Origin of the sequence: Serratia sp. root2 (assembly GCF_031931805.1) — a bacterium.
GTDB lineage: Bacteria > Pseudomonadota > Gammaproteobacteria > Enterobacterales > Enterobacteriaceae > Serratia > Serratia inhibens.
The window spans coordinates 1,149,259-1,169,767 of sequence record NZ_JAUJXB010000001.1 but is presented as its reverse complement, the minus strand read 5'-3'; the positions used below and the strand labels follow the sequence as shown (position 1 = coordinate 1,169,767).

16 protein-coding genes are annotated in these 20,509 nt (G+C 57.9%); 7 read left to right on the top strand and 9 right to left on the bottom strand.

The genetic code is table 11. From position 1 onward, the window contains the following. Window positions 1-244 precede the first annotated feature (244 nt). On the top strand, window positions 245-814 hold the full coding sequence (locus QZQ97_RS05450) for a DJ-1/PfpI family protein (protein ID WP_004944657.1): 570 nt from the start codon (window positions 245-247) through the stop codon (window positions 812-814). A gap of 211 nt (window positions 815-1,025) precedes the next feature. Here QZQ97_RS05450 and QZQ97_RS05445 read toward each other — a convergent pair whose 3' ends face one another. The 5 genes from QZQ97_RS05445 to QZQ97_RS05425 form a co-directional block, all read right to left on the bottom strand. Then, complete coding sequence (locus tag QZQ97_RS05445; RefSeq protein ID WP_311992591.1) at window positions 1,026-1,403, bottom strand: DUF1493 family protein; 378 nt, start codon at window positions 1,401-1,403, stop codon at window positions 1,026-1,028. 179 nt (window positions 1,404-1,582) lie between these two features. Then, window positions 1,583-3,037, bottom strand: a complete 1,455-nt coding sequence (locus tag QZQ97_RS05440; RefSeq protein WP_311992590.1) for an efflux transporter outer membrane subunit — start codon at window positions 3,035-3,037, stop codon at window positions 1,583-1,585. Window position 3,038: 1 nt separating this feature from the next. Then, window positions 3,039-6,209, bottom strand: a complete 3,171-nt coding sequence (locus QZQ97_RS05435; RefSeq protein ID WP_311992589.1) for an efflux RND transporter permease subunit — start codon at window positions 6,207-6,209, stop codon at window positions 3,039-3,041. A 2-nt stretch (window positions 6,210-6,211) separates the two neighbouring features. Further along, window positions 6,212-7,366 (bottom strand): efflux RND transporter periplasmic adaptor subunit, encoded by a 1,155-nt coding sequence (locus QZQ97_RS05430; RefSeq protein WP_311992588.1) that lies wholly within the window; start codon window positions 7,364-7,366, stop codon window positions 6,212-6,214. 125 nt (window positions 7,367-7,491) lie between these two features. Next, on the bottom strand, window positions 7,492-9,006 hold the full coding sequence (locus QZQ97_RS05425; RefSeq protein WP_311992587.1) for an MDR family MFS transporter: 1,515 nt from the start codon (window positions 9,004-9,006) through the stop codon (window positions 7,492-7,494). An 82-nt stretch (window positions 9,007-9,088) separates the two neighbouring features. Between QZQ97_RS05425 and QZQ97_RS05420 the strand changes: the two genes are divergently transcribed. Both QZQ97_RS05420 and QZQ97_RS05415 read left to right on the top strand, forming a co-directional pair. Next, a complete protein-coding gene (locus tag QZQ97_RS05420; RefSeq protein ID WP_311992586.1) occupies window positions 9,089-9,757 on the top strand; it encodes a TetR/AcrR family transcriptional regulator in 669 nt (222 codons plus the stop codon). A 154-nt stretch (window positions 9,758-9,911) separates the two neighbouring features. Continuing rightward, a complete protein-coding gene (locus QZQ97_RS05415) occupies window positions 9,912-10,961 on the top strand; it encodes a type II asparaginase (RefSeq protein ID WP_311992585.1) in 1,050 nt (349 codons plus the stop codon). A gap of 59 nt (window positions 10,962-11,020) precedes the next feature. On the opposite strand, the gene QZQ97_RS05410 is transcribed toward QZQ97_RS05415, so the two are convergent. Next, window positions 11,021-12,157, bottom strand: a complete 1,137-nt coding sequence (locus tag QZQ97_RS05410) for an agmatine deiminase family protein (RefSeq protein WP_311992584.1) — start codon at window positions 12,155-12,157, stop codon at window positions 11,021-11,023. 147 nt (window positions 12,158-12,304) lie between these two features. On the opposite strand from QZQ97_RS05410, the gene QZQ97_RS05405 reads away from it, so the two are divergent. Further along, window positions 12,305-13,165 carry a LysR substrate-binding domain-containing protein gene (locus QZQ97_RS05405; RefSeq protein WP_311992583.1) on the top strand — a complete coding sequence of 287 codons (861 nt, stop codon included), beginning with the start codon at window positions 12,305-12,307 and terminating at the stop codon, window positions 13,163-13,165. 89 nt (window positions 13,166-13,254) lie between these two features. Here QZQ97_RS05405 and QZQ97_RS05400 read toward each other — a convergent pair whose 3' ends face one another. Continuing rightward, window positions 13,255-14,454, bottom strand: coding sequence for a benzoate/H(+) symporter BenE family transporter (locus tag QZQ97_RS05400; protein WP_311992582.1), 1,200 nt, complete (start codon window positions 14,452-14,454; stop codon window positions 13,255-13,257). Window positions 14,455-14,751: 297 nt separating this feature from the next. Here QZQ97_RS05400 and QZQ97_RS05395 point away from each other — a divergent pair, with 297 nt between their 5' ends. Continuing rightward, a complete protein-coding gene (locus QZQ97_RS05395) occupies window positions 14,752-16,146 on the top strand; it encodes an aminotransferase-like domain-containing protein (RefSeq protein ID WP_311992581.1) in 1,395 nt (464 codons plus the stop codon). Between the two features lie 32 nt (window positions 16,147-16,178). On the opposite strand, the gene QZQ97_RS05390 is transcribed toward QZQ97_RS05395, so the two are convergent. After that, on the bottom strand, window positions 16,179-16,748 hold the full coding sequence (locus tag QZQ97_RS05390; RefSeq protein ID WP_311992580.1) for a helix-turn-helix domain-containing protein: 570 nt from the start codon (window positions 16,746-16,748) through the stop codon (window positions 16,179-16,181). A gap of 129 nt (window positions 16,749-16,877) precedes the next feature. Here QZQ97_RS05390 and QZQ97_RS05385 point away from each other — a divergent pair, with 129 nt between their 5' ends. Next, the gene (locus tag QZQ97_RS05385; RefSeq protein WP_311992579.1) at window positions 16,878-17,783 is read left to right on the top strand and encodes a DMT family transporter; all 906 of its coding nucleotides are present in this window, start codon (window positions 16,878-16,880) and stop codon (window positions 17,781-17,783) included. Between the two features lie 8 nt (window positions 17,784-17,791). On the opposite strand, the gene QZQ97_RS05380 is transcribed toward QZQ97_RS05385, so the two are convergent. Continuing rightward, on the bottom strand, window positions 17,792-18,661 hold the full coding sequence (locus QZQ97_RS05380; RefSeq protein ID WP_311992578.1) for a LysR family transcriptional regulator: 870 nt from the start codon (window positions 18,659-18,661) through the stop codon (window positions 17,792-17,794). 600 nt (window positions 18,662-19,261) lie between these two features. On the opposite strand from QZQ97_RS05380, the gene QZQ97_RS05375 reads away from it, so the two are divergent. Next, on the top strand, window positions 19,262-20,500 hold the full coding sequence (locus QZQ97_RS05375; protein ID WP_311992577.1) for an SfnB family sulfur acquisition oxidoreductase: 1,239 nt from the start codon (window positions 19,262-19,264) through the stop codon (window positions 20,498-20,500). Window positions 20,501-20,509: the final 9 nt, after the last annotated feature.

The following is a 20,509-nucleotide window of genomic DNA, read 5'->3' as shown; positions in this document are numbered from 1 at the left end:
ATCATGATGATCATAATCTAAGAAGTCAATTTATTTAATGATAACCATCATCTATATGTGCTGATGGCCTGTTTTTGCGGGGGGACTCAATTCAATAAAGTGTCGAAAAAACAGGCCCGAGAGAACCGAATAAGGGGGCTATCCCCTGAATCACGGCGGTATCAAAAAGCCTGACACGGGTTCGCGCTCCCTGCCCCTATAAGCTATATGTTAGGGATCCTTTCCCCCTCCGGAGAATCTCCCCATGAGCAAGAAAAAGATCCTGATGCTGGTCGGCGACTATGCCGAAGATTATGAAACCATGGTGCCGTTTCAGGCATTGCAGATGATTGGTCACCAGGTGGATGCCGTCTGCCCCGATAAAGTCAAAGGCGACTACATCATGACGGCTATCCATGATTTTGACGGTGCGCAGACCTACAGTGAAAAACCCGGCCACCGCTTTATCCTGAATGCCGATTTTGCCGCCGCACGAGAGGAGGATTATGACGCCCTGTTGATCCCCGGCGGCAGAGCGCCCGAATATTTACGCCTGAATCCACAGGTGATCAAGTTGGTGCAGGCTTTTGACGCCGCACGCAAACCGATAGCCGCCGTCTGTCACGGCCCGCAACTGCTGGCAGCCGCCAACGTGTTGAAAGGCAGAACCTGCAGCGCCTACCCGGCTTGCGCTCCTGAGGTGCAGTTAGCCGGGGGCCATTATGCGGATATTGGTATCGATCAGGCTCACGTTGACGGCAATCTGGTGACCGCCCCGGCCTGGCCGGCGCATCCGCAGTGGCTGGCGAAATTTGCCGAGGTATTGGAGCAATAATCCCGGTATAAAAATGGCCCGCAATCGGACATGCGGGCCAACAACACAAGGCATCATTCTGATGCTGCCTCCATACTCTCGCCCTCCAAACCGCAGCGCGCTGCAACGTGAAAGCCATAGGGTATTCATAAGAAGTTCTATTTCCCGGCGGCGTTAATTTAGCGTCTGGCAACAGAAAATAATGCGTTATGTTGTTTGCATCGGTTTCGCATCATTTTAATTGCTCAATCAGAAAATGGATATCATAAAGCCAGCGTTTAGCCCGGGCGGATCGTACCAGCATGTAAACATACAGCGGCCGGATCCTTTCCATCTCCAGATCCCAGTTATTCATGCGGCGAGACGACCCGGAGAATAATATTCCCGACTTTGACTCCTGCCGAAAATACAGCTCGTGATTATAACTGCTGTTGTCTATGTCGAAGGTATCGAAGTAGCCGTGCATCAGCGTCTCCGACATCGGCAAGGTCAGGCTAAGCTCTTTGTTTATCTCGGTATTCAGAGTGACGGCAATGCCCTTTTTAAGAAAACCGGGCGCGTTATATCTGTCGATAACGGAAATTACTTGTTGCTGAATATCACTGTCCATTTCAACCTCAATATATTTGGCTGCGGGAAAGATGCGATATTTCTCTGACCTTTCTTATTGTATCGAGTTCTGCGGGTCGGGGTTATTTTCCCTTTCTTTACATTTCTCTTGCCGGATAAATATAAAAACGCAGGGTGATAACACCCCCTGCGTAATCGGTTTATTGACTGCGAAGAAATTTAACGGGTCAGGGTCGCGCTATTGGCGACCACGCTATCCCCCTGCTTCTCCGCCGTAATGCCGCCCCCCAGTACCTTATACAGCGTAATCAGGTTCTGGTACTCGGTTTGCTGCGCGCTGATCAACGATTGGCGAGCGGTGTACAGCGTCCGCTGCGCGTCCAGCATGTTCAGGTAGGTATCCACGCCGTGGCGATAACGCAGTTCGGCCAGGCGATAATATTCCCGCGAGGCGGCCACGTAGCCGGTTTGCGCCGCCAGTTGCTCCCCAATGGTGCCTTTGCGCGCCAGCGCATCGGCAGTTTCCTGGAACGCCGTCTGCACCGCTTTTTCATAGGTGGCGACGTACAGATCCTTTTGCGCCTTGGTGTAGTTGAGCTGCGAGGTGTTATAGCCGCCGGTGAAGATCGGCAGGCTGATGCTCGGCGCAAAGGACCAGACGCCGGCGCCCTTGCTGAACAGCGACGACAGCTCCCCGCTGCCCACGCCGCCGCTGGCGGTCAGGCTGATCGACGGGAAGAACGCCGCGCGCGCGGAGCCGATGCTGGCGTTGGCCGACTTCAGATTATGCTCGGCTTCCAGTACGTCCGGCCGGTTCAGCAGCACCTGCGACGACACATTGGCCGGCATGTCTTTCATGATACCGGACAGCCCCTCGATCCCGCTCGGCAACAGGCTTTCGGGCACGCTTTGCCCCACCACCAGATCCAGCGCGTTTTTCGCCTGTGCGACGCTGGTGGTGTAGCTGGCGACGTCTGAACGCGCCTGCTGATAAACCGTGTCCGCCGAAGCCACATCCACCATCGACAAAATGCCGTTTTGCTGGTTTTTACGCGTCACTTCCAGCGACAGCCTGGCGCTTTCCATCGTGTCTTTGGCGGCCGTCAACAGGCTGCGTTCCGCCGCCACGTTCACCCAGTCGGTGACGATATCGGCGATCAGCGTCAGGCGCGTACTTTTTGCCGCCTCTGACTCCGCCAGATAGGTCTCGAATTTTGAGCGCGACAGGCTGCGGTTTTTACCGAACAGATCCAGCTCAAATGAACTGGTGCTGGCGCTGGCTTCGTAACTTTGGCTGATCGCGGTCGCATTGCCGTTGCCGGTCAAGGAGCGTGAGCGCGTGCCATCCACCCCTGCGTTGATGGTTGGGAACAGTTCGGAACGCTGTTCACCGTATAACGCGCGTGCCGATTCAATGTTGGCGATCGCTTCGCGCAGGTCACGGCTGCTGCTCAGCCCCATCGTCACCACCTGCCGCAGCAGCGCATCCACCACATAATCGCGCCACGGGATATCCGGGTAGCTCAGCGAAAGCTTACCGCTCGGCGTGGCATAGGCGGCACCTTGCGGCAGGTTTGCCGGTACCGGCGCCTGTGGCCGCTGGTAGTCCGGATCCAGAGAAATACAGCCTGCCAGTAACAGGGGGAATGTCAGGGTTATCAAACGTTGCAGCACATTATTCTCCTGCCTGTGGCGCGGTAGTTTCTACCTGTTTGGCGACGACCGGTTTACGTGCAAATACCCGGCGTACCAAAACGTAGAACAAAGGAACAAAGAAGATTGCCAATAGCGTTGCGGTAAGGGTGCCGCCGATAATCCCGGTGCCAATGGCTATTCGGCTGTTGGCGCCGGCACCGGTGGAGATCGCCAGCGGCAACACCCCGGCGGTAAACGCCAGCGATGTCATCAGGATGGGTCGCAAGCGCATACGGGATGCTTCGACCGCCGAGGCGATCAGCGTTTCTCCGTGCTGGTACTTCTCTTCGGCAAACTCCACGATCAGAATGGCGTTCTTCGCAGACAGGCCAATAATGGTCAACAGCGCCACCTGGAAGTAGATGTCGTTTTCCAGACCGCGCAGCGTGACTGCCAACAGCGAACCCACCACGCCCATCGGCACCACCATCATGACCGCGAATGGGATCGACCAGCTCTCGTACAACGCCGCCAGGCACAGGAACACCACTAAGAGCGCGATGGCATACAAGGATCCCGCCTGGCCGCTGGTCAGGCGCTCCTGATAAGAAAGCCCGCTCCAAGAGTAGCTGCTGCCCGCGGAGAACTTCGCCGCCAGTTTTTCCATTTCATCCATCGCGGTGCCCGAACTGGTGCCCGGAGCGCCTTCGCCGGTGATTTCGAACGACGAAAGCCCGTTATAACGCGACAGGTTTTCCGGCCCGTAGATCCAGCGGGATGAGGCAAAGGCCGAGAACGGTGTCATGCTGGTCGTGGTCGTGCCTGAACCGGTGCTGGTTGAGCTGCCGCGCACAAACCACTTATCCAGATCCTCCGGTTTTGAACGGAACGCCACATCCCCCTGCATATAGACTTTCTTCACCCGGTTGCGGTCGATAAAGTCGTTAACATAGGTGCTGCCGAAAGAACTGGTGAGGGTGCTGCTGACATCGCCGGCGCTCAGACCCAACGCTTGCAGCTTGTCATTATCGATATCCACCTGCAGCTGCGGGGTGTCCGGCAAGGTGTTGGCGCGCACGGCGATCAGGCCAGAATTTTTACCGGCGGCGGCAACAATTTGATCACGCATCGCCTGCAATTCCGCGCGGGTCGTTGCGCCTTTGGCCTGCAACTCGAAGGTGAACCCGTTGGACTGGCCAAACCCGTCGATCGACGGCGGGCTCATCGAAAACACCTGAGCATCGCGGATACTGGCAAAGTGCCCCATGGCGCGTTTGGCAATCGCATCAGCGGTGTTCTCGCTGCCGCTGCGCAGGCTCCAGTCCTTGAGGCTGACGAAGGCCATGCCGGCGTTCTGGCCGCTGCCGCTAAAGCCAAAACCGTTGATGGTAAAGATGGTATTGACGTTGGCTTTCTCATTGTTCAGGAAGTAATCCTTCACCTCGTCGCTGACCACCGAGGTACGGGCGTCGGTAGCGCCGGCCGGCAGCGTATACTGCACCATCACCATCCCCTGATCCTCGTTGGGCAGGAAGCCGGTAGGCAGACGCATATACATGACGGCGGCCGCTATCAGTAACAGACCGTACATCAGCAGATAGCGCATGGGGCGGTGGATCACCATGCCGACTTTGTCGGCATACTTCGCCTGCAGCCGGTTATAACCCCGGTTGAATTTGCCCAGCAGGCCTTTGTCGGTCAGTTCCTCATGGGCGGGTTTCAGCAAGGTGGCGCACAGCGCCGGTGCCAACGTCAGCGCCAGAAGCACCGAAAGCGCCATGGAAGAGACGATAGTGACGGAGAATTGGCGATAGATAACCCCGGTGGACCCGCCGAAGAACGCCATCGGCAGGAACACCGCAGACAGTACCATCGCAATACCCACCAATGCGCCGGTGATCTCTTTCATCGACTTTTCCGTCGCTTCGCGCGGCGGCAGTTTCTCTTCGCGCATCACGCGCTCGACGTTCTCCACCACCACGATGGCATCATCGACCAATAGCCCGATGGCCAGCACCATGCCAAACAGCGTCAGGGTGTTGATCGAATAACCAAACACCGCCAGCACGCCAAAGGTGCCGAGCAGCACCACCGGCACGGTAATGGTCGGGATCAGCGTCGTACGCAGGTTCTGCAGGAAGATGAACATCACGATCACCACCAGCACCACCGCTTCGAACAGCGTCTTCACCACTTCTTCAATCGAGATGTTGATAAAGTCGGTACTGTCTTTCGGGTACGCGACCTTGTAGCCGTCAGGCATGGACGACTGGTATTCCGCCACCTTGGCCTTGACCAGTTTGGCAGTGTTGAGCGCATTGGCCCCTGCGGCCAGCTTGACCGCAATGCCCGCCGCCGGGTGGCCGTTCAGGCGAGCACTGGAAGAGTAATCCTCATTGCCCAGTTCAACCCGCGCTACGTCGCCCAGGCGCACCAGAGCCCCGCTGCTGTCGCTTTTCAGAATAATATTGCGAAATTGTTCCGGCGTTTGCAGCCGCGATTGCGCCTTGACCGTGGCGGTCAGTTGCTGGTCGGCACCGGCCGGAAGATCGCCGACCTTACCCGCAGAAACCTGGGTATTCTGCGCCTCAATCGCCGTCTCCACATCGGACGGCATCAGCGAATAGGACGCCAGCCTGGTCGGGTTCAGCCAGATACGCATGGCGTATTCCGAACCAAACACCTGCACGTCGCCCACGCCGTTAATGCGCGACAACGGGTCTTGCAGATTACTGACCAGATAGTCGGAGATATCGGCCATCGTCGCCTTGTCGGTCTCATCGTACAGACCGACGATCAGCAAAAAGCTGCTCTGCGATTTCTTGACCGTTACCCCTTGCGAGGTGACCTCAGACGGCAAGCGACTTTCCGCCTGCTGCACCTTGTTCTGCACCTGCACCTGGGCGATGTCCGGATCGGTACCTTGATCGAAGGTCACGCTGATGCTCACCGAACCGTCGGAACTGCTGGTCGACGAGAAATACAGCAGGCCGTCCAGGCCGGTGAGCTGTTGCTCAATGACCTGCGTCACGCTGTTTTCCAGGGTTTCCGCATCAGCGCCCGGATAGGTAGCCGAAATGGCGATCTGCGGTGGGGAGACGTCCGGGTATTGCGAAATGGGCAGCGAGTTGATCGACATCAGGCCACACAGCATGATGATGATCGCGATCACCCAGGCAAACACCGGCCGCCGAATAAAGAACTGCGCCATGATTACTGCTCCCCACCGTTAGCCGTGCCGGTCGCCGTCTGCTTTTGCACTTCAACGGCTTTAACGTCGACCCCGGCGGCCACCTTATTGGTGCCTTCTACGATCAGGCGATCGCCGTCGCTCAGCCCTTTACTGACCAGCCAGTTGCTGCCGATGACCCGTTCGGTGGTGACCGTGCGCTGTTCAACCTTGTTTTGCGCATTGACCACCAGCGCAGTGGCTTCACCTTTGGCATTGCGGGTGATGCCCTGCTGAGGCGCCAGAATGCCTTTGGGATCGACGCCATTATCTACCCTGGCGTGAACGTACATGCCCGGCAGCAATTCATGCTCCGGGTTAGGGAATACGGCGCGCAGCGTAACGGAGCCGGTAGACTCATCCACCGACACTTCCGTCAGTTCCAGTTTGCCGTCATGCTTATAAGGCGTGCCGTCTTCAAGTTTGATGGCGACCGGTGTGACATCGTCACGTTTTAAGGACGCCTGCAGTTTGCGCAACCTGAGCAGTTGGCTGCTGGACTGCGTGAGATCGACATAGATGGGATCCAGCGCGCGGATGGTGGCCAGCGCATCGGTCTGGCTGGCGGTAACCAGCGCGCCCGGCGTCACCGAGGAAATACCGATGCGGCCGGAAATAGGCGCGCGCACCTGGGTATAAGCGAGATTAATTTTGGTGGTTTCCAGCGCTGCCTGATACTGGTCGACGGAGGCGACCGCCTCCAGATAGGTCGCCATCGCATCGTCCGCATCCTGTTTGGAGACGCCATTCTCTTTCACCAGCGCCGCGTAACGTTGTGCTTTCAGGCGGCTGGATTTCACCGTCGCCTGCGCGCTTTTCAACTGTGCGGCAGCCTGGTTATAACTGGCCTGATAAGTGGCGGGATCGATTTGATACAGTACCTGGCCGGCTTTTACCTCGGCCCCTTCGGTAAACAGACGCTGTTTGATAATGCCGTCAACCTGTGGACGAACGTCCGACGTCATGGTGGCGTTCACCCTGCCGCTCAAATCGCTGCTCAGCGTGACCGGTTGGCCGTGCAACGTCACCACCCCAACCTCCGGCGTGCCGCCCGCTCCCATGGGCGCACCACCGGATTTGCCATCACAGGCGGCCAACATTAGCGCCAGGCTGACAAGAAAAATCTTTTTCCTCTGCATCGAATATCTATCCTATTGAGAACGTTTATTCTCAATATATAGACTCTGGTATTTTTAGTCTGACAGGGTTACGTAAGGATTCGGTAAAAGTCCTTCGCAAAGCATGAGAAACGCCGCGGCAAACCCTATTTTTGCCGTAGCGGCACGTCTTTCAGCAGCCAGGTCAGCACAAAGGCCAGCACCATCACCCAGGCGGCAATCTGGTACACCGAGTGGATCGCCCCGCCGAAAGCCTGCAGATAGTCTTGCTGCAAGGCCGCCGGTAAATGGTGTACCGCCGCCGCACCCAGAGAACGCGGCAATTGCGCATCCTCCGGCAACAATACCGCCAGGCGGCTGTGCAGCACGTTGGTAAAAATCGCGCCAAACACCGCCACGCCGATCGAACCGCCAATCGAGCGGAACAACGTAGCGCTGGAGGTAGCGACCCCCATGTGCTGCGGCTCTACGCTGTTTTGCGCCGCCAAAATCATCACCTGCATCACCATGCCCAATCCCAGCCCCAGCAGGCTGATATAGAGATACAGCTGGTGCACCGGCGTCGAATTTGTCAGCGTGCCGAGCAGGATCATGCCTGCCAACGCGCACAGGGTGCCGATAATCGGGAATATGCGGTATTTGCCCCTTTTGCTGATCAGCCTGCCGCTGACGATCGAGCTGATCATGATGCCGCCCATCAGCGGCAACAGCTGCATCCCGGCCTGCGAAGGCGTCGAGTCTTTCACCACCTGCAAATACAACGGCAGGAAGGTCACCGACCCAAACAGCGACATGCCGATGATAAAACCGATCAGGCTGCACAACACAAAGGTGCGATTACGAAACAGCCCCAGCGGAATGATCGGCTCGCTCGCCAGCCGCTCTTCGTAGATAAACCCGCCCAGCGACACCAACCCGAAGGCCAGAATGCACCACAGCTGGCCGTCCGACCAGGCCATGACAGTACCGCCCTGGCTGGTAAAAAGGATGATGCAGGTCAGCGCCGAGGCGAGATAAGCCGCCCCCAGATAGTCGATTTCGTGTTTAACCCGGTTGACCCGCGACTGGAATACCGCGCCGATCACCGACAGGGCGAAAAGCCCCAGCGGCAGGTTGATGTAGAAGATCCAGCGCCAGGAGAAATGCTGCACCAACAGCCCGCCGATCAGCGGCCCGATCACCGTTGCCAGGCCAAACACCCCGCCGAACAACCCCTGATAGCGCCCGCGATCGGCCGGCGGGATCACGTCGCCCACCACCGCCATGGTCACCACCAATAAACCGCCGCCACCCAGCCCTTGCAACGCTCGCATCAGGATCAATTGCGTCATGTTCTGCGCCAACCCGCACAACACCGAACCGAGCAAAAACACCACGATGGCGATTTGCAGTACGATCTTGCGGCCGAACAGATCGCCGAACTTGCCATACAGCGGCACCACGATGGTCGAAGCCAGCAGATAGGCCGTCACGACCCAAGACAAATTCTCCAACCCGCCGAACTCGCCGACGATGGTCGGCAACGCGGTCGAGACGATGGTCTGATCGAGCGCCGCCAGCAGCATCACCAGCAGCAGTGCGGAGAACAGCAAACGGATCGAGGGCGCCTGTTCAGACGCCCTGCCGTTATCTTCGTTGCCTGCCGTGTTATCAATGCCCATTCGAGTGAGTCCACTTGTAATTAATTAACTGAGTAATTAATATATGAGTTATTCTTTTCTCCGGTCAATGGATCTCGCCGCGATGACAGCACAAAACGTTAAAAAAACCGCCTCTCCACGCCGCCCTGGCCGGCCCAGCGGCGCTGCCAACGGGGCAGAGAAACGGGAACATCTGCTCGATACTGCGTTGAATTTATTCGCCCGCCAGGGCATTGCCGATACCTCGTTGAACGCCATTGCCCGCGAGGCCGGCGTTACCCCGGCGATGTTGCACTACTACTTTCACAACCGCGAACAACTGCTCGATGTGCTGATTGACGAGCGTTTCCTGCCGGTGAGAATTGCCGCCGGCGACGTTTTCGACGCCAACGAGGACGATCCGCTAGCGGCATTCACCGAGTTGGCGCAGCGGTTTATCGATATCTCCATTGCGCATCCGTGGTTCGCCCCGCTGTGGTTGCGCGAGGTGATGAGCGACAGCGGCGTATTGAAGCAGCGGATGGACGAGCGCTTCGGCGACAAGCAACGCAAAACGGCGATGCAGTCCATCGTTCGTTGGCAGGCGGAAGGCAAACTGCATGCCGATCTGGAGCCATCCCTGCTGATTGTCACCCTGTTTGGCATGACGCTGCTGCCGCTGGCCACCGCGTCAAAATGGCAGCGTGATAACGCCCTCAACCCGCTGCGCGCCGAAGATATTGCCCGCCATGCTATTACGCTGCTCACCCACGGCCTGGGGCCGCAACGCTGAAAAGAGATCCATTCTGGTGCGGGCCGCTCCCGCACCGGGTGCAATACCGACGTTGACCTGCTCGCTGTCCCGCTATTTGCGCCAGTCGCTCAACTGGCACCCTTTTTGCTTTGGCTACTCCGCCTAATTTGGCTTTTTAATCAGGGGTAGCGCTATGTTTCAAATAATTAGAGTGGCATTTGTTTTATTGACCTTAGGTTGCGCCAACGCGGCGACCGCAGCCGGTGAGTTACCGCACATCGTTATTTTGGCCACCGGCGGCACCATTGCCGGCTCGGCAGCTTCCAATACCCAAACCACCGGCTACAAAGCCGGGGCGTTGGGCGTTGAGACTTTGATCGCCGCAGTGCCGGAAATGCAGAAAGTCGCCCGGGTCGACGGCGAACAGATTGCCAATATCGGCAGTGAAAACATGACCAGCGAGATCCTGCTCAAGCTGTCAAAACGCGTCAACGAACTGCTGGCACGGGATGACGTCGCCGGCGTGGTGATCACCCACGGCACCGACACGCTGGACGAATCGCCCTACTTCCTTAACCTGACGGTAAAAAGCAACAAGCCGGTGGTGTTCACCGCTGCCATGCGCCCGGCGACCGCCATCAGCGCCGATGGCCCGATGAATCTGCTGGATGCGGTGACCGTTGCCGCCGATAAACAGGCAGCAGGCCGGGGCGTCATGGTGGTGCTGAACGATCGCATTGGTTCCGCCCGCTTCAGCACCAAAACCAACGCCACCACGCTGGACACGTTCAAGGCGCCGGAGGAAGGCTATTTGGGGGTGATTGTCGGCGGCAAACCTTACTTTGAAACCCGGGTGGATAAAGTTCATACCACCCGTTCGGTGTTTGACGTGCGCAATGTCAGCGCGCTGCCGAAAGTCGACATTATTTACGGCTATCAGGACGATCCCGAATACATGTATGACGCAGCCATTGAGCACAAGGTAGACGGGATTGTTTATGCCGGCACCGGTGCCGGTTCGGTGTCGGTGCGCAGCTCGGCCGGGATCAAAAAAGCGGAAAAAGCCGGCGTGCTGGTCGTTCGCGCCAGCCGCACCGGCAGCGGTATCGTCCCGGAAGATAGCGGTCAGCCCGGCCTGGTTTCCGACTCGCTCAACCCGGCTAAATCACGCATTCTGCTGATGTTGGCGCTGACCAAAACCCATAACCCGCAGGTGATCCAGGACTATTTCCATACCTATTGACCCGTTCTGTTCCCTCAGAGCCGCTCGGCGGGCTCTGAGGGCGTTCGAATCCTCCCGCGTCAGCTTCTTTCATGCTCAGGCATTTGGCTGGTAACGCAGTGGATACCGCCGCCACCGGCTGCGATGGCGTCGATATTCAGCTGCACTATTTCACGTTCCGGATAGAGGCTCGATAACAGCCTGAACGCCTCGCCATCGGCTTGTGCATCGCCAAACTCGGGTGCGATAACCGCACCGTTAATGACAAAGTAATTGATATACCCTGCGGCAAAATCAGGATTGCCTTTGCTGAAGCGGCTGCGGCGTGGCTGCAACGGCGGCGAGAGGGTGTGCACCTGCAATTTTCGGCCGTCGGCATCTGTCGCCTTTTTGAGAATAGCCAAATGGGTCTGTGTAACCTTATTGTCGTAAGAGCCAGGATCGGTATCCAGATTGGCCAGCACCACGCCCGGGTTGACGAAGCGAGCGTAAAAATCGACGTGAGCATCGGTGATATCCTTGCCTTTAATCCCCGGTAGCCAGATGATTTTCCTCAGGCCAAGCATCGCTTTCAACTCTTGCTCGACGCGGTCGCGGCTCCAGCCAGGGTTGCGATTGCCGTTGAACCAGCTGCTTTCAGTCATGATGCCGGTGCCATGCCCATCAACTTCTATACCGCCCCCCTCTCCGGTCAACCTGCTACGCCGTAAATTCGTGACACTGTAATGATTGGCTTCGAAGGCCGCGAGACGCGCATCATCGGCGTGCCGTTGCTTATTGCCCCAACCGTTGAAATTGAAATCCACTGCGCCCAGCCCACCTGCGCCGTTAATGACGAAATTAGCGCCAATATCGCGCATCCAGATATCATCCAGCGCGGTGAGGACGAAGGTGACGTTGTGGCTGCCACATTTTTCCTCCGCCAGGCGACGCTCGCTCGCACGACAAAACACCGTCAACGGCTGAAAATCGGCAATCGCACGGGCGATCCGCCCCAACGCATCTTGTACGTCCGTGGTGAAATCGCCCCAAATCGCCTGCTGGGCACCGAAAGCGATAAACGCCCGTTGCTGTTTTTCAGCTTCATCCGGCATGCGCCAGTTTTCGCCGTCGACGCCCTGTGCCGCATGGCCGGGCAATGCCAGCCCAAGGGATGCCGCCAGGCTCATACCGGCTATCAGTGATGTCTGCTTAATAAATTCACGGCGTGTCGACATTGTTTATCTCCCCGACATTGTCAGACAAGTTAAGTAATTGTGTTCAATAAAATGGGTTATTTCCCGATAAAATAGAGATTAGTGATTCAAAACCCCGAGAACAAACGATATATTCAGCAGACACCTGATTAGACAAGCTTATCAATCATGTTAAAACACTGGCCCCCCCTGAACGCTTTGCGCGGTTTTGAAGCCGCTGCGCGGCTGGGCAGTTTCCACAAGGCTGCCGATGAACTGCATCTCACTCAATCTGCTATCAGCCAGCAAATTCGTAGCCTGGAATCATTCCTGGAGCAGCCGCTATTTTTCCGAACAGGTCGCAGCGTCAACCTCACCGATGCCGGCCATGATCTTTACAGCACCGCGCAGGTCATGCTGCAACAATTGTCTGTCGGCATCCGCCGCCTGGATCAGTACCGCAAGCCCAACCAACTGGTGGTTAACACCACGCCGGCGTTTGCCCGCCACTGGCTGTTACCGCGCCTAAAAAGCTTCAATCGCCTGCACCCGGAGATCGACCTTTGGCTGTTCACCACCTTTGAACCACCGGATATGGCGGCCGAAACCGTGGATCTGGCGATCCGCGACGATCTCAGCGCACAAATCGAATGCAGCCATAAAGTGTTACATCAGGATCGCCTCTCCCCGGTTTGCCACCCTGACCTGTTGAAGCTGCAAAAAGAACAGCGCGCCACGCTGCATGGCGAACGCGAAATGGACTGGAGCCACTGGTCCCTGCAGGGCGGCGTCAATGTCGGCCAGCAAAGTCATGGGTTGAACTTCTCGGATCCCGGGTTGCTATTGGATGCGGCCCGCAGCGGACTGGGCATAGCCCTTGTCAGCCAATTGCTTGCGCAGCAGGCACTTGCCGAAGGCATACTGCAACCCTTGACGGATCAGAGCGTGCGCGGCCCCAACTGGTCATGGCTCATCCATCGCGACAGCGAGAACAACCCATTCACCCGGCATTTTTGTCAATGGTTGCTCGGCGTATTGCCGCAAGACTAACGTCTGGAAGAGAGGGAGAAATGGAATGGCCGGCCTTGTCGCGAGAACAGGCCGGCCATTGATTATGGGAGGTTGACGTTCATTCTGCCCTATTTGGCGCCGACCAACAGCGGCCGGCGGCCAGACAGCAGAGTCAGGGAGAAATGGGCAGCCAGCCCGAAGATCAAACCCCAGAATACCGACGCCATGCCTAAAAAGTTCATGCCGGATGCGGTGACCAAAAAGGTGATTAACGCCGCTTCCCGTTGCTTTTCGTCGGCCATTGCACCGGTCAACCCGGTGCTGATTGCGCCAAACAGCGCCAGCCCGGCCAGGGAGACGATCAGTTCTTTGGGCAATGCGGTGAACACCGAGGCCAACGTCGCGCCGAAAATCCCCATTACAATGTAGAAAATTCCGCAGGCCACACCGGCGACGTAGCGTTTGCTTTTCTCCCGGTGCGCCTCTTCGCTGGTACAAATCGCGGCGGTGATGGCCGCCAGATTCACTCCGTGCGAACCAAAGGGCGCCAGTAACACCGAGGCAATCGCGGTCATCGAGACGATCGGCCGGGCCGGTGTGGTGTAGCCGGATGAGCGCAATACCGCCATGCCGGGCACGTACTGACCGGTCAGCGTTACCAGGGTAAGCGGCAGTGCGATATTAATGATGGCGTGCCAGCTCCAGGCCGGGGTAATCAGGACCGGGTGTGCGACGCTGACGACAATATCTCCGCTGTGCAACATTCCGCTCATTCCCGCCACTGTACCGCCGGCAAACAGCACGGCGACGATGGCATAGCGTGGCAGCAGCCGTTTAAACAGCAGATAGGTTACGAACATGGTCATGACCAGCGTCGGTTGCAGTTGAATGGACACAAACAACTCGGCGCCGAAATGGAATAAAATGCCGGCCAGCATGGCGGCGGCGATCGAACGCGGTAATTTACCGATCAGTTTATCGAAGGCGCCGGACAGACCGATGACGGCGATAATGAGCGAGGAAAGGATATAGGCCCCCACCGCTTCGTTGATCGTCACCCCAGGCAATAACCCCACCAACAGCGCCGCGCCGGGGGTTGACCAGGCGGTGATCACCGGTACCCGCAGGCGCCAACTTAAAATCAGCCCGGTGATGCCGCTGCCGATGGAGATGGCCCAAATCCAGGAGGAGATCACCTCCGTGGGCAAGTGCGCTGCACTGGCGGCCTGAAACACGATGATCAACGGGCCGGCGTAAGACACTATCACCGCGATGGCCCCCGCCACTACCGCCGAAAGAGAAAAATCCTGTCGCAATCTGTCCATCATTACCCCTATCAATGCACATCGATTAAATCGATGTAATAAGCCAAAAAGAAAATTACTCGGTAAATTAAATTAAAAACAACAAGTTGCCACGTCACAATTAAACACTTGACCCTCGATAACACCAATTGAATCGAATCAATTTAAGTCGATTGTATCCGTGTAATTCTTTCTGTGTTAATACTTATTACATCAATTTAATGGCTGGCTTATACTGTAATCGTCTTATCCCCGCCCTGCTGCCACACTGCAGGAGCCGAAAGCCGGTGGGGGACGCCATTCAAAGCATACAGAGGGTCTATGTGGACACCGCGCTTCAGTGAGAAAAATGCCCCGGTGTATTTGCTGATTGCAGATGCGCTGCAAAATGACATCAACAACGGCGTGCTGCCTGCCGGTTCACGTTTGCCGACGCTGAAAGAGCTGGCGCAAACGCTGGCCGTTACGCCGGGCACCGTTAATCGTGCCTATGAAGAAGCAGCGCGGCGCGGTCTGGTTCAGGGAGAAGTGGGCCGCGGGACCTTTGTGCTGGCCACGCCTGAAAGGGTCATGGAAAGCGCGCGCCTGCCGCCATTCAGCCCTTCATCTTCCGCCCGGCGGGATCATATCGATCTGTCGGTGATCAAACCGGAGGTGCGGGCTCAGGAACAGGGGATCCGCACGGCGCTCGAGCATCTGGTCGCCAGCCCTGAACTGGGGTTGGCGCTCGACTATTCGCCGGAAGGCGGGCATCCGGCGCATCGCGATGCCGGCGCCAGTTGGCTGCGACGCTTTTTGCCTGACGTGCACTGGCAACAAGTGGTGTTGACCGCCGGCGCTCAGCACGGTTTGCTGGTCGCCATCAACGCACTGACGGCGCACCAGGACCTTATCCTGTGCGAAGCGTTGTGTTATCCGGGCATTATCTCGCTGGTACACGGCAATGGGCGGCGGCTGCGCGGGGTCGAAATGGATAGCGAGGGCATCACGCCCGACTCGCTGAGAGCACTGTGCCGCCAGGAAAAACCGGCGATGCTGATCTGCGTGGCGAGCTGCCAAAACCCCACCACGGTGGTGATGTCGAACGCCAGACGGGCCGAAATCGCACAGATTGCTCGCGAGTTCGACTTTTATATTCTCGACGACGATATTTACGGTTTTCTCACCGCAGAGCCGGTCGCGGCGTTGTCGTCGTTTGCCCCTGAACGCTCGGTATACCTGACCAGCCTGTCGAAAAGCATCTCACCGGCGTTGCGCATCGGTTATCTGCATGCGCCGGCGGAAACCCTGTCGCGACTGACATCGATGGTGCGAACCAGCATCTGGATGCCTTCCCCGCTTATCGCGCAGCTGGCCAGCAATATCATTACCTCCGGCATTGGGGCTGAAATGCTGCAAACCCAGAGGCAAGAAGCGGCGGCGCGCCAGGCCATCGCCGCAGACGTTTTTCAAGGGCTTGAGGTCGCTTCGCAACCCTATGGCTACCACATTTGGGTCAACCTGCCAGAGCCCTGGACCAGCGATGAATTCGCCAATCTGGCGCGCGCCCAGGGGGTGAATATCTCCAGCGGCACGCAATTCATGGCCGAACGCAGCGGCCACACGCGTGCCGTGCGCATCGTGCTGATGTCGCCAACCAGCCGCAGCGAATTGAAATTTGCCCTGACCAAGCTGCGCAGCATGATCGAATCTTCGGAACCTCGCCTGTATTACTGATCCCCTGGCCCGGTGCGCTTTACCGCGCCGGGTTAGCCTTGTTCAATCAGCATCACCGCCGTGGTATCCGCCTCCAGGGCTTCAAAAATGTGCTCCCGATCGGCGGAGTAACTGATGTAATCCCCCGCACTCAATTCCACCGCCTGCTCCGTCGGCCCGATTCGCGCTCTGCCGCTGCTGATAATCACGTGCTCAATGGTCCCCGGCATATGGGGGCGTGAAATCCGCGCCTCGCCCGGCTGAACGCGCAAACGGTAAATATCGCGCTGTGCCCCCGGTGGACAGGTTGCCAGCAACGTAGCGGCATAGTTGGCCTGTTCGGAAACCGTGGTGACCCCTTCGTTGGCGCGGATCACCTGCACATGCTGACGCGGTTGAGAGATTAATCGGCTGACCGGCACGTCAAGGGCCATCGCCAGCGACCACAAGGTTTCCAGGCTCGGGTTACCGCTGCCGGTTTCCAATTGCGAAAGCGTCGATTTTGCGATGCCGGCGCGGCGCGCCAGTTCGGTAACCGACAGCCCCAACCGCTCCCGTTCACGGCGAATGGCGGCCGAAAGCAGGCCGATGGGCGTGCCGATGTTGAAGGTATTATCGTTCATTGTTCACCATAACATTCATTTGTTCGACTTGACGAACGGGTGCGCGCTGTTCATCATAATGTTCAATCGTTCATTTTAATGGTGTTCGTCGATGGCGGCAAGCACGGCACTCAATCAGGGAGAAGGCAAATGAAGGTAAACACCCGCGGCGTAGTACAGATGACCCTGGCGATGGTGATCTCCGGCACCGTCGGCTGGCCGGTGATCGCTCTGGGGCAACCGGCGACGACGGTGGTTTTCTGGCGCTGCGCGTTTGGCGCCCTGGCGATGTTGATCGCCTGCGCCCTGCTCGGCCTGCTGAAGAAAGGTATGCTGACCCGCCGTCAGGCCGCCATGGCGGTGCTGGGCGGCATGGCGCTGGTGCTCAATTGGACGCTGCTGTTCGGCGCTTATTCCTATGCCTCTATCGCCGTAGCTACGGTTACCTACCACGTTCAGCCCTTTATGCTGGTCGGGCTGGGCGTGCTGTTCTTTGGCGAAAAACTGACGGCGAATAAACTGGGTTGGCTGCTGTTGGCCTTTGGCGGCATGCTGCTGATTATTACCGGCCGCCCAGACGCTAACGGTTCAGGGTCGGATTACTTTATCGGCGTGCTGTTGGCGTTGGGCGCCGCGTTTATGTATGCGGTGGCGGCGGCGATCGTCAAAGGGCTAAAAACCGTACCGCCGCATTTGATCGTGTTGATCCAGCTCAGCGTCGGGGTAGTCGTGCTGGCACCGTTCGCCGGCCTCGCCCACCTGCCGTCAACGGTCAATGCCTGGTTGCTGCTGGCGACTATCGGCCTGGTGCATACCGGGTTGATGTCCTCACTGCTGTATAGCGCAATCCAGAAAATCCCCACCACCCTGGTTGGCGCGTTGTCATTCATCTATCCGCTGGTGGCGATCATCGTCGATTGGGCCGTATTCGGGCACCGCCTCAGCCTGATGCAGCTATTGGGCGCCGCCGGCATCCTGATTGCCGCCGCGGGCATGAACTTTGGCTGGCGAATGATACGCGCGGGCAAAACCGCCCGCGCGGCGGAGGGGCAGTAACCGGCCGGTTATTTTTTCACTGCGTGCAGGCTGGCGATCACCTTTTGCAGTGCCCTGTTCAACGGCTTATCCTGACGCAGCGCAATGCCCAAAGTGCGCTCAAGCGCGGGCGTAAGAGACTCGCCCCCTGTACCGGGCAGCGCCATGCGCGGCACAATGCTGTACCCAAGCCCGGCGGCAACCATTTCTTTGATCGCCTCGATGCTGCCCAGTTCCATCACCGGCTCGGGTTTAACCCCCGCGCTCAGAAACCAGCCATCAATCAGGCGGCGGGTGCTGCTGCCTGATTCAAAAGCCACCCATGGAAGCGCACTCAGGGTTTGCGGGGTATACGTAGCCGGCAAATCGGGGGAATCCGCAGGGAAAATGACGGCAAACTCGTCCTGCAACAGCGGCGTCAGCTGCAAACTGCGGCCATTGGCCGGAAAGGTCACCAGTGCGATATCGATGCGGTTTTCTTCCACCGCTTTCAGCATGTCATCGGTGTTGCCGGTGCGTACCCCGACGTTCAACAAGGGGTACGTCTGTTTCAACTCACGCAGCAGCGTCGGCAGCAGATGGATGCAGGCCGTGGCGCCGGTGCCAAGGGTCACGGTGCCGGCAATCTCCTGCGCGTGGCTGGCCATGTCGCTCAGCGCATTATCCACCGCCGTATTGATGTGGTTGATGTGTTCCAGGAGCGCCTCACCGGCGGACGTCGGCCGCACGCGCCTGGCTACCCGCTCCAGCAGACGAACTTGCAGCCGTTGTTCCAACTGCCGGATCTGCAAACTGACGGCGGGCTGTGTCAGCCCCAGCACGTCCCCCGCGGCGGAAAAACTCCCTTGCCTGACCACCGAAGCAAAGGTCTGAAGCTGGTCCAAATTAAGCTTGCCCACCACGAAATACCCCTTCTGCAAAATGCCCGATACCGATCCCCCACATGAGGAACCGGCATCGCTGAGTGTATCCTTGCGGACCGCCTTTGTAATCCGGCCGGCCCCTTATGCGTAACCGAAAGCCTTTATGGCGTTTTTTTGCAGAAATCCTGACGGCGGTGAAAGTATTATCCCGGAAACCTCAAAAGCTAAGCTAAATAACGTATTCGACCCGTTTTGAAATAGCTGTTACCTCTATTCATCAGACACGGAGGAGGAATTAACGATGACGCGTTATGTGTGGAATAACCGGCTGAAACAGCGCATCCGTTTCAGCTACTGGAATGAGCTGTGCGTCACGGGTTACGCGGGTAGAGCCCTTTTACCCGCTCATATTCGTTATCGGAACGGGGAAATCATCACCCGCCTATCGCAAAGCTAATTAATCGCTAAGCAATGGACTATTTATAATAAGCCTTTGCTTTACACCGCAACCTGCAAATTATTATTATCACTTCGTACCCCACCCGTTGTAACAACTTAAATTTTAATTATATTTCATCGCGCTACGCCCGCGGCAGCGCGCTATTTACTGCCGTCTCCCGTATTGAGGACATCGTTATGGTTGTTTCTGTTTTGCCTGCGCCGGATGCGGCCAATTTCCCTCCCGCAGAAGAACGGACCCACAGGATTGTTGACGACCAACAGGCGCTGGATGCAGCACGACAAGTCGCCGTGGCCGCCGCGCCAGAAGCCCAACTGCGTGACCGCCAACGACGCTATCCGTTGCAACAGCTGACGTTGTTTACCCAGTCTGGCCTCGGTGGCATTTCCATCCCGCGTGAATACGGCGGACCGGAACTGTCCTTTACCACGCTGGCGGAGGTATTTCGCCTGATTTCCGCCGTCGATCCGGCGCTGGGGCAAATTCCGCAAAACCATTTCGGCCTGATTCAGTTAATCCGTGACGCCGGCAGCGAAGAACAAAAGCGGCGTATTTTCGCGGCGGTGCTGGCCGGCCAGCGCATCGGCAACGGTGGCCCGGAGAAAAACAGCAAGCACACGTTGGATATGCAGAGCCGCTTGCGGCACACCGCAGACGGTCTGCGCTTCACCGGCGACAAATTTTACTCCACCGGCGCGCTGTTCGCCCATATCGTTGCCGCCAAGGCACTCGACGATCGGCAGCAGCCGGTACTGGCGTTGATCCCCCAGCCGGCGACAGGCCTGGAGATCGTCGACGACTGGTCCGGCATGGGGCAGCGCACTACCGCCAGCGGCACGGTGCGCCTGCGCGAGGTCCTGGTCGATCCGGCCAATGTGATCCCGCTGCTGCCGCTGGCAGAAAAGCCGACGATTCAGGGCGCCGTTTCCCAACTGATTCAGGCCGCCATCGATGCCGGCATTGCGCAGGGCGCGCTGGACGAGGCCACCCAGTTTATTCGAGAGCGTTCTCGCCCCTGGATCGACGCCGGCGTCGAACGCAACGCTGACGATCCCTACATTCTGGCCGACGTCGGCCGGCTCAGCATCGAGCTGAGCGCGGCGAACGCCCTGTTGCGCCGTGCGGCGCGAACATTGGATGAGGTTGACCGCTGGCCGGTAACCGCCGAGAGCGCCGCAGCGGCCTCGATCGCGGTCGCCGAAGCCAAGGTGCTGACCACGGAAGTAGCGTTGGCGGCCAGCGAAAAGCTGTTCGAATGGTCCGGTAGCCGCGCCACGCTGGCGGAGCACGGCCTCGATCGTCACTGGCGCAACGCACGCACCCACACGTTGCACGATCCGGTGCGCTGGAAATACCACGCCATTGGCGAGTACTACCTCAACGGCCGCTTTCCGGCGCGCCATTCGTGGATTTAAAGGAGCGGA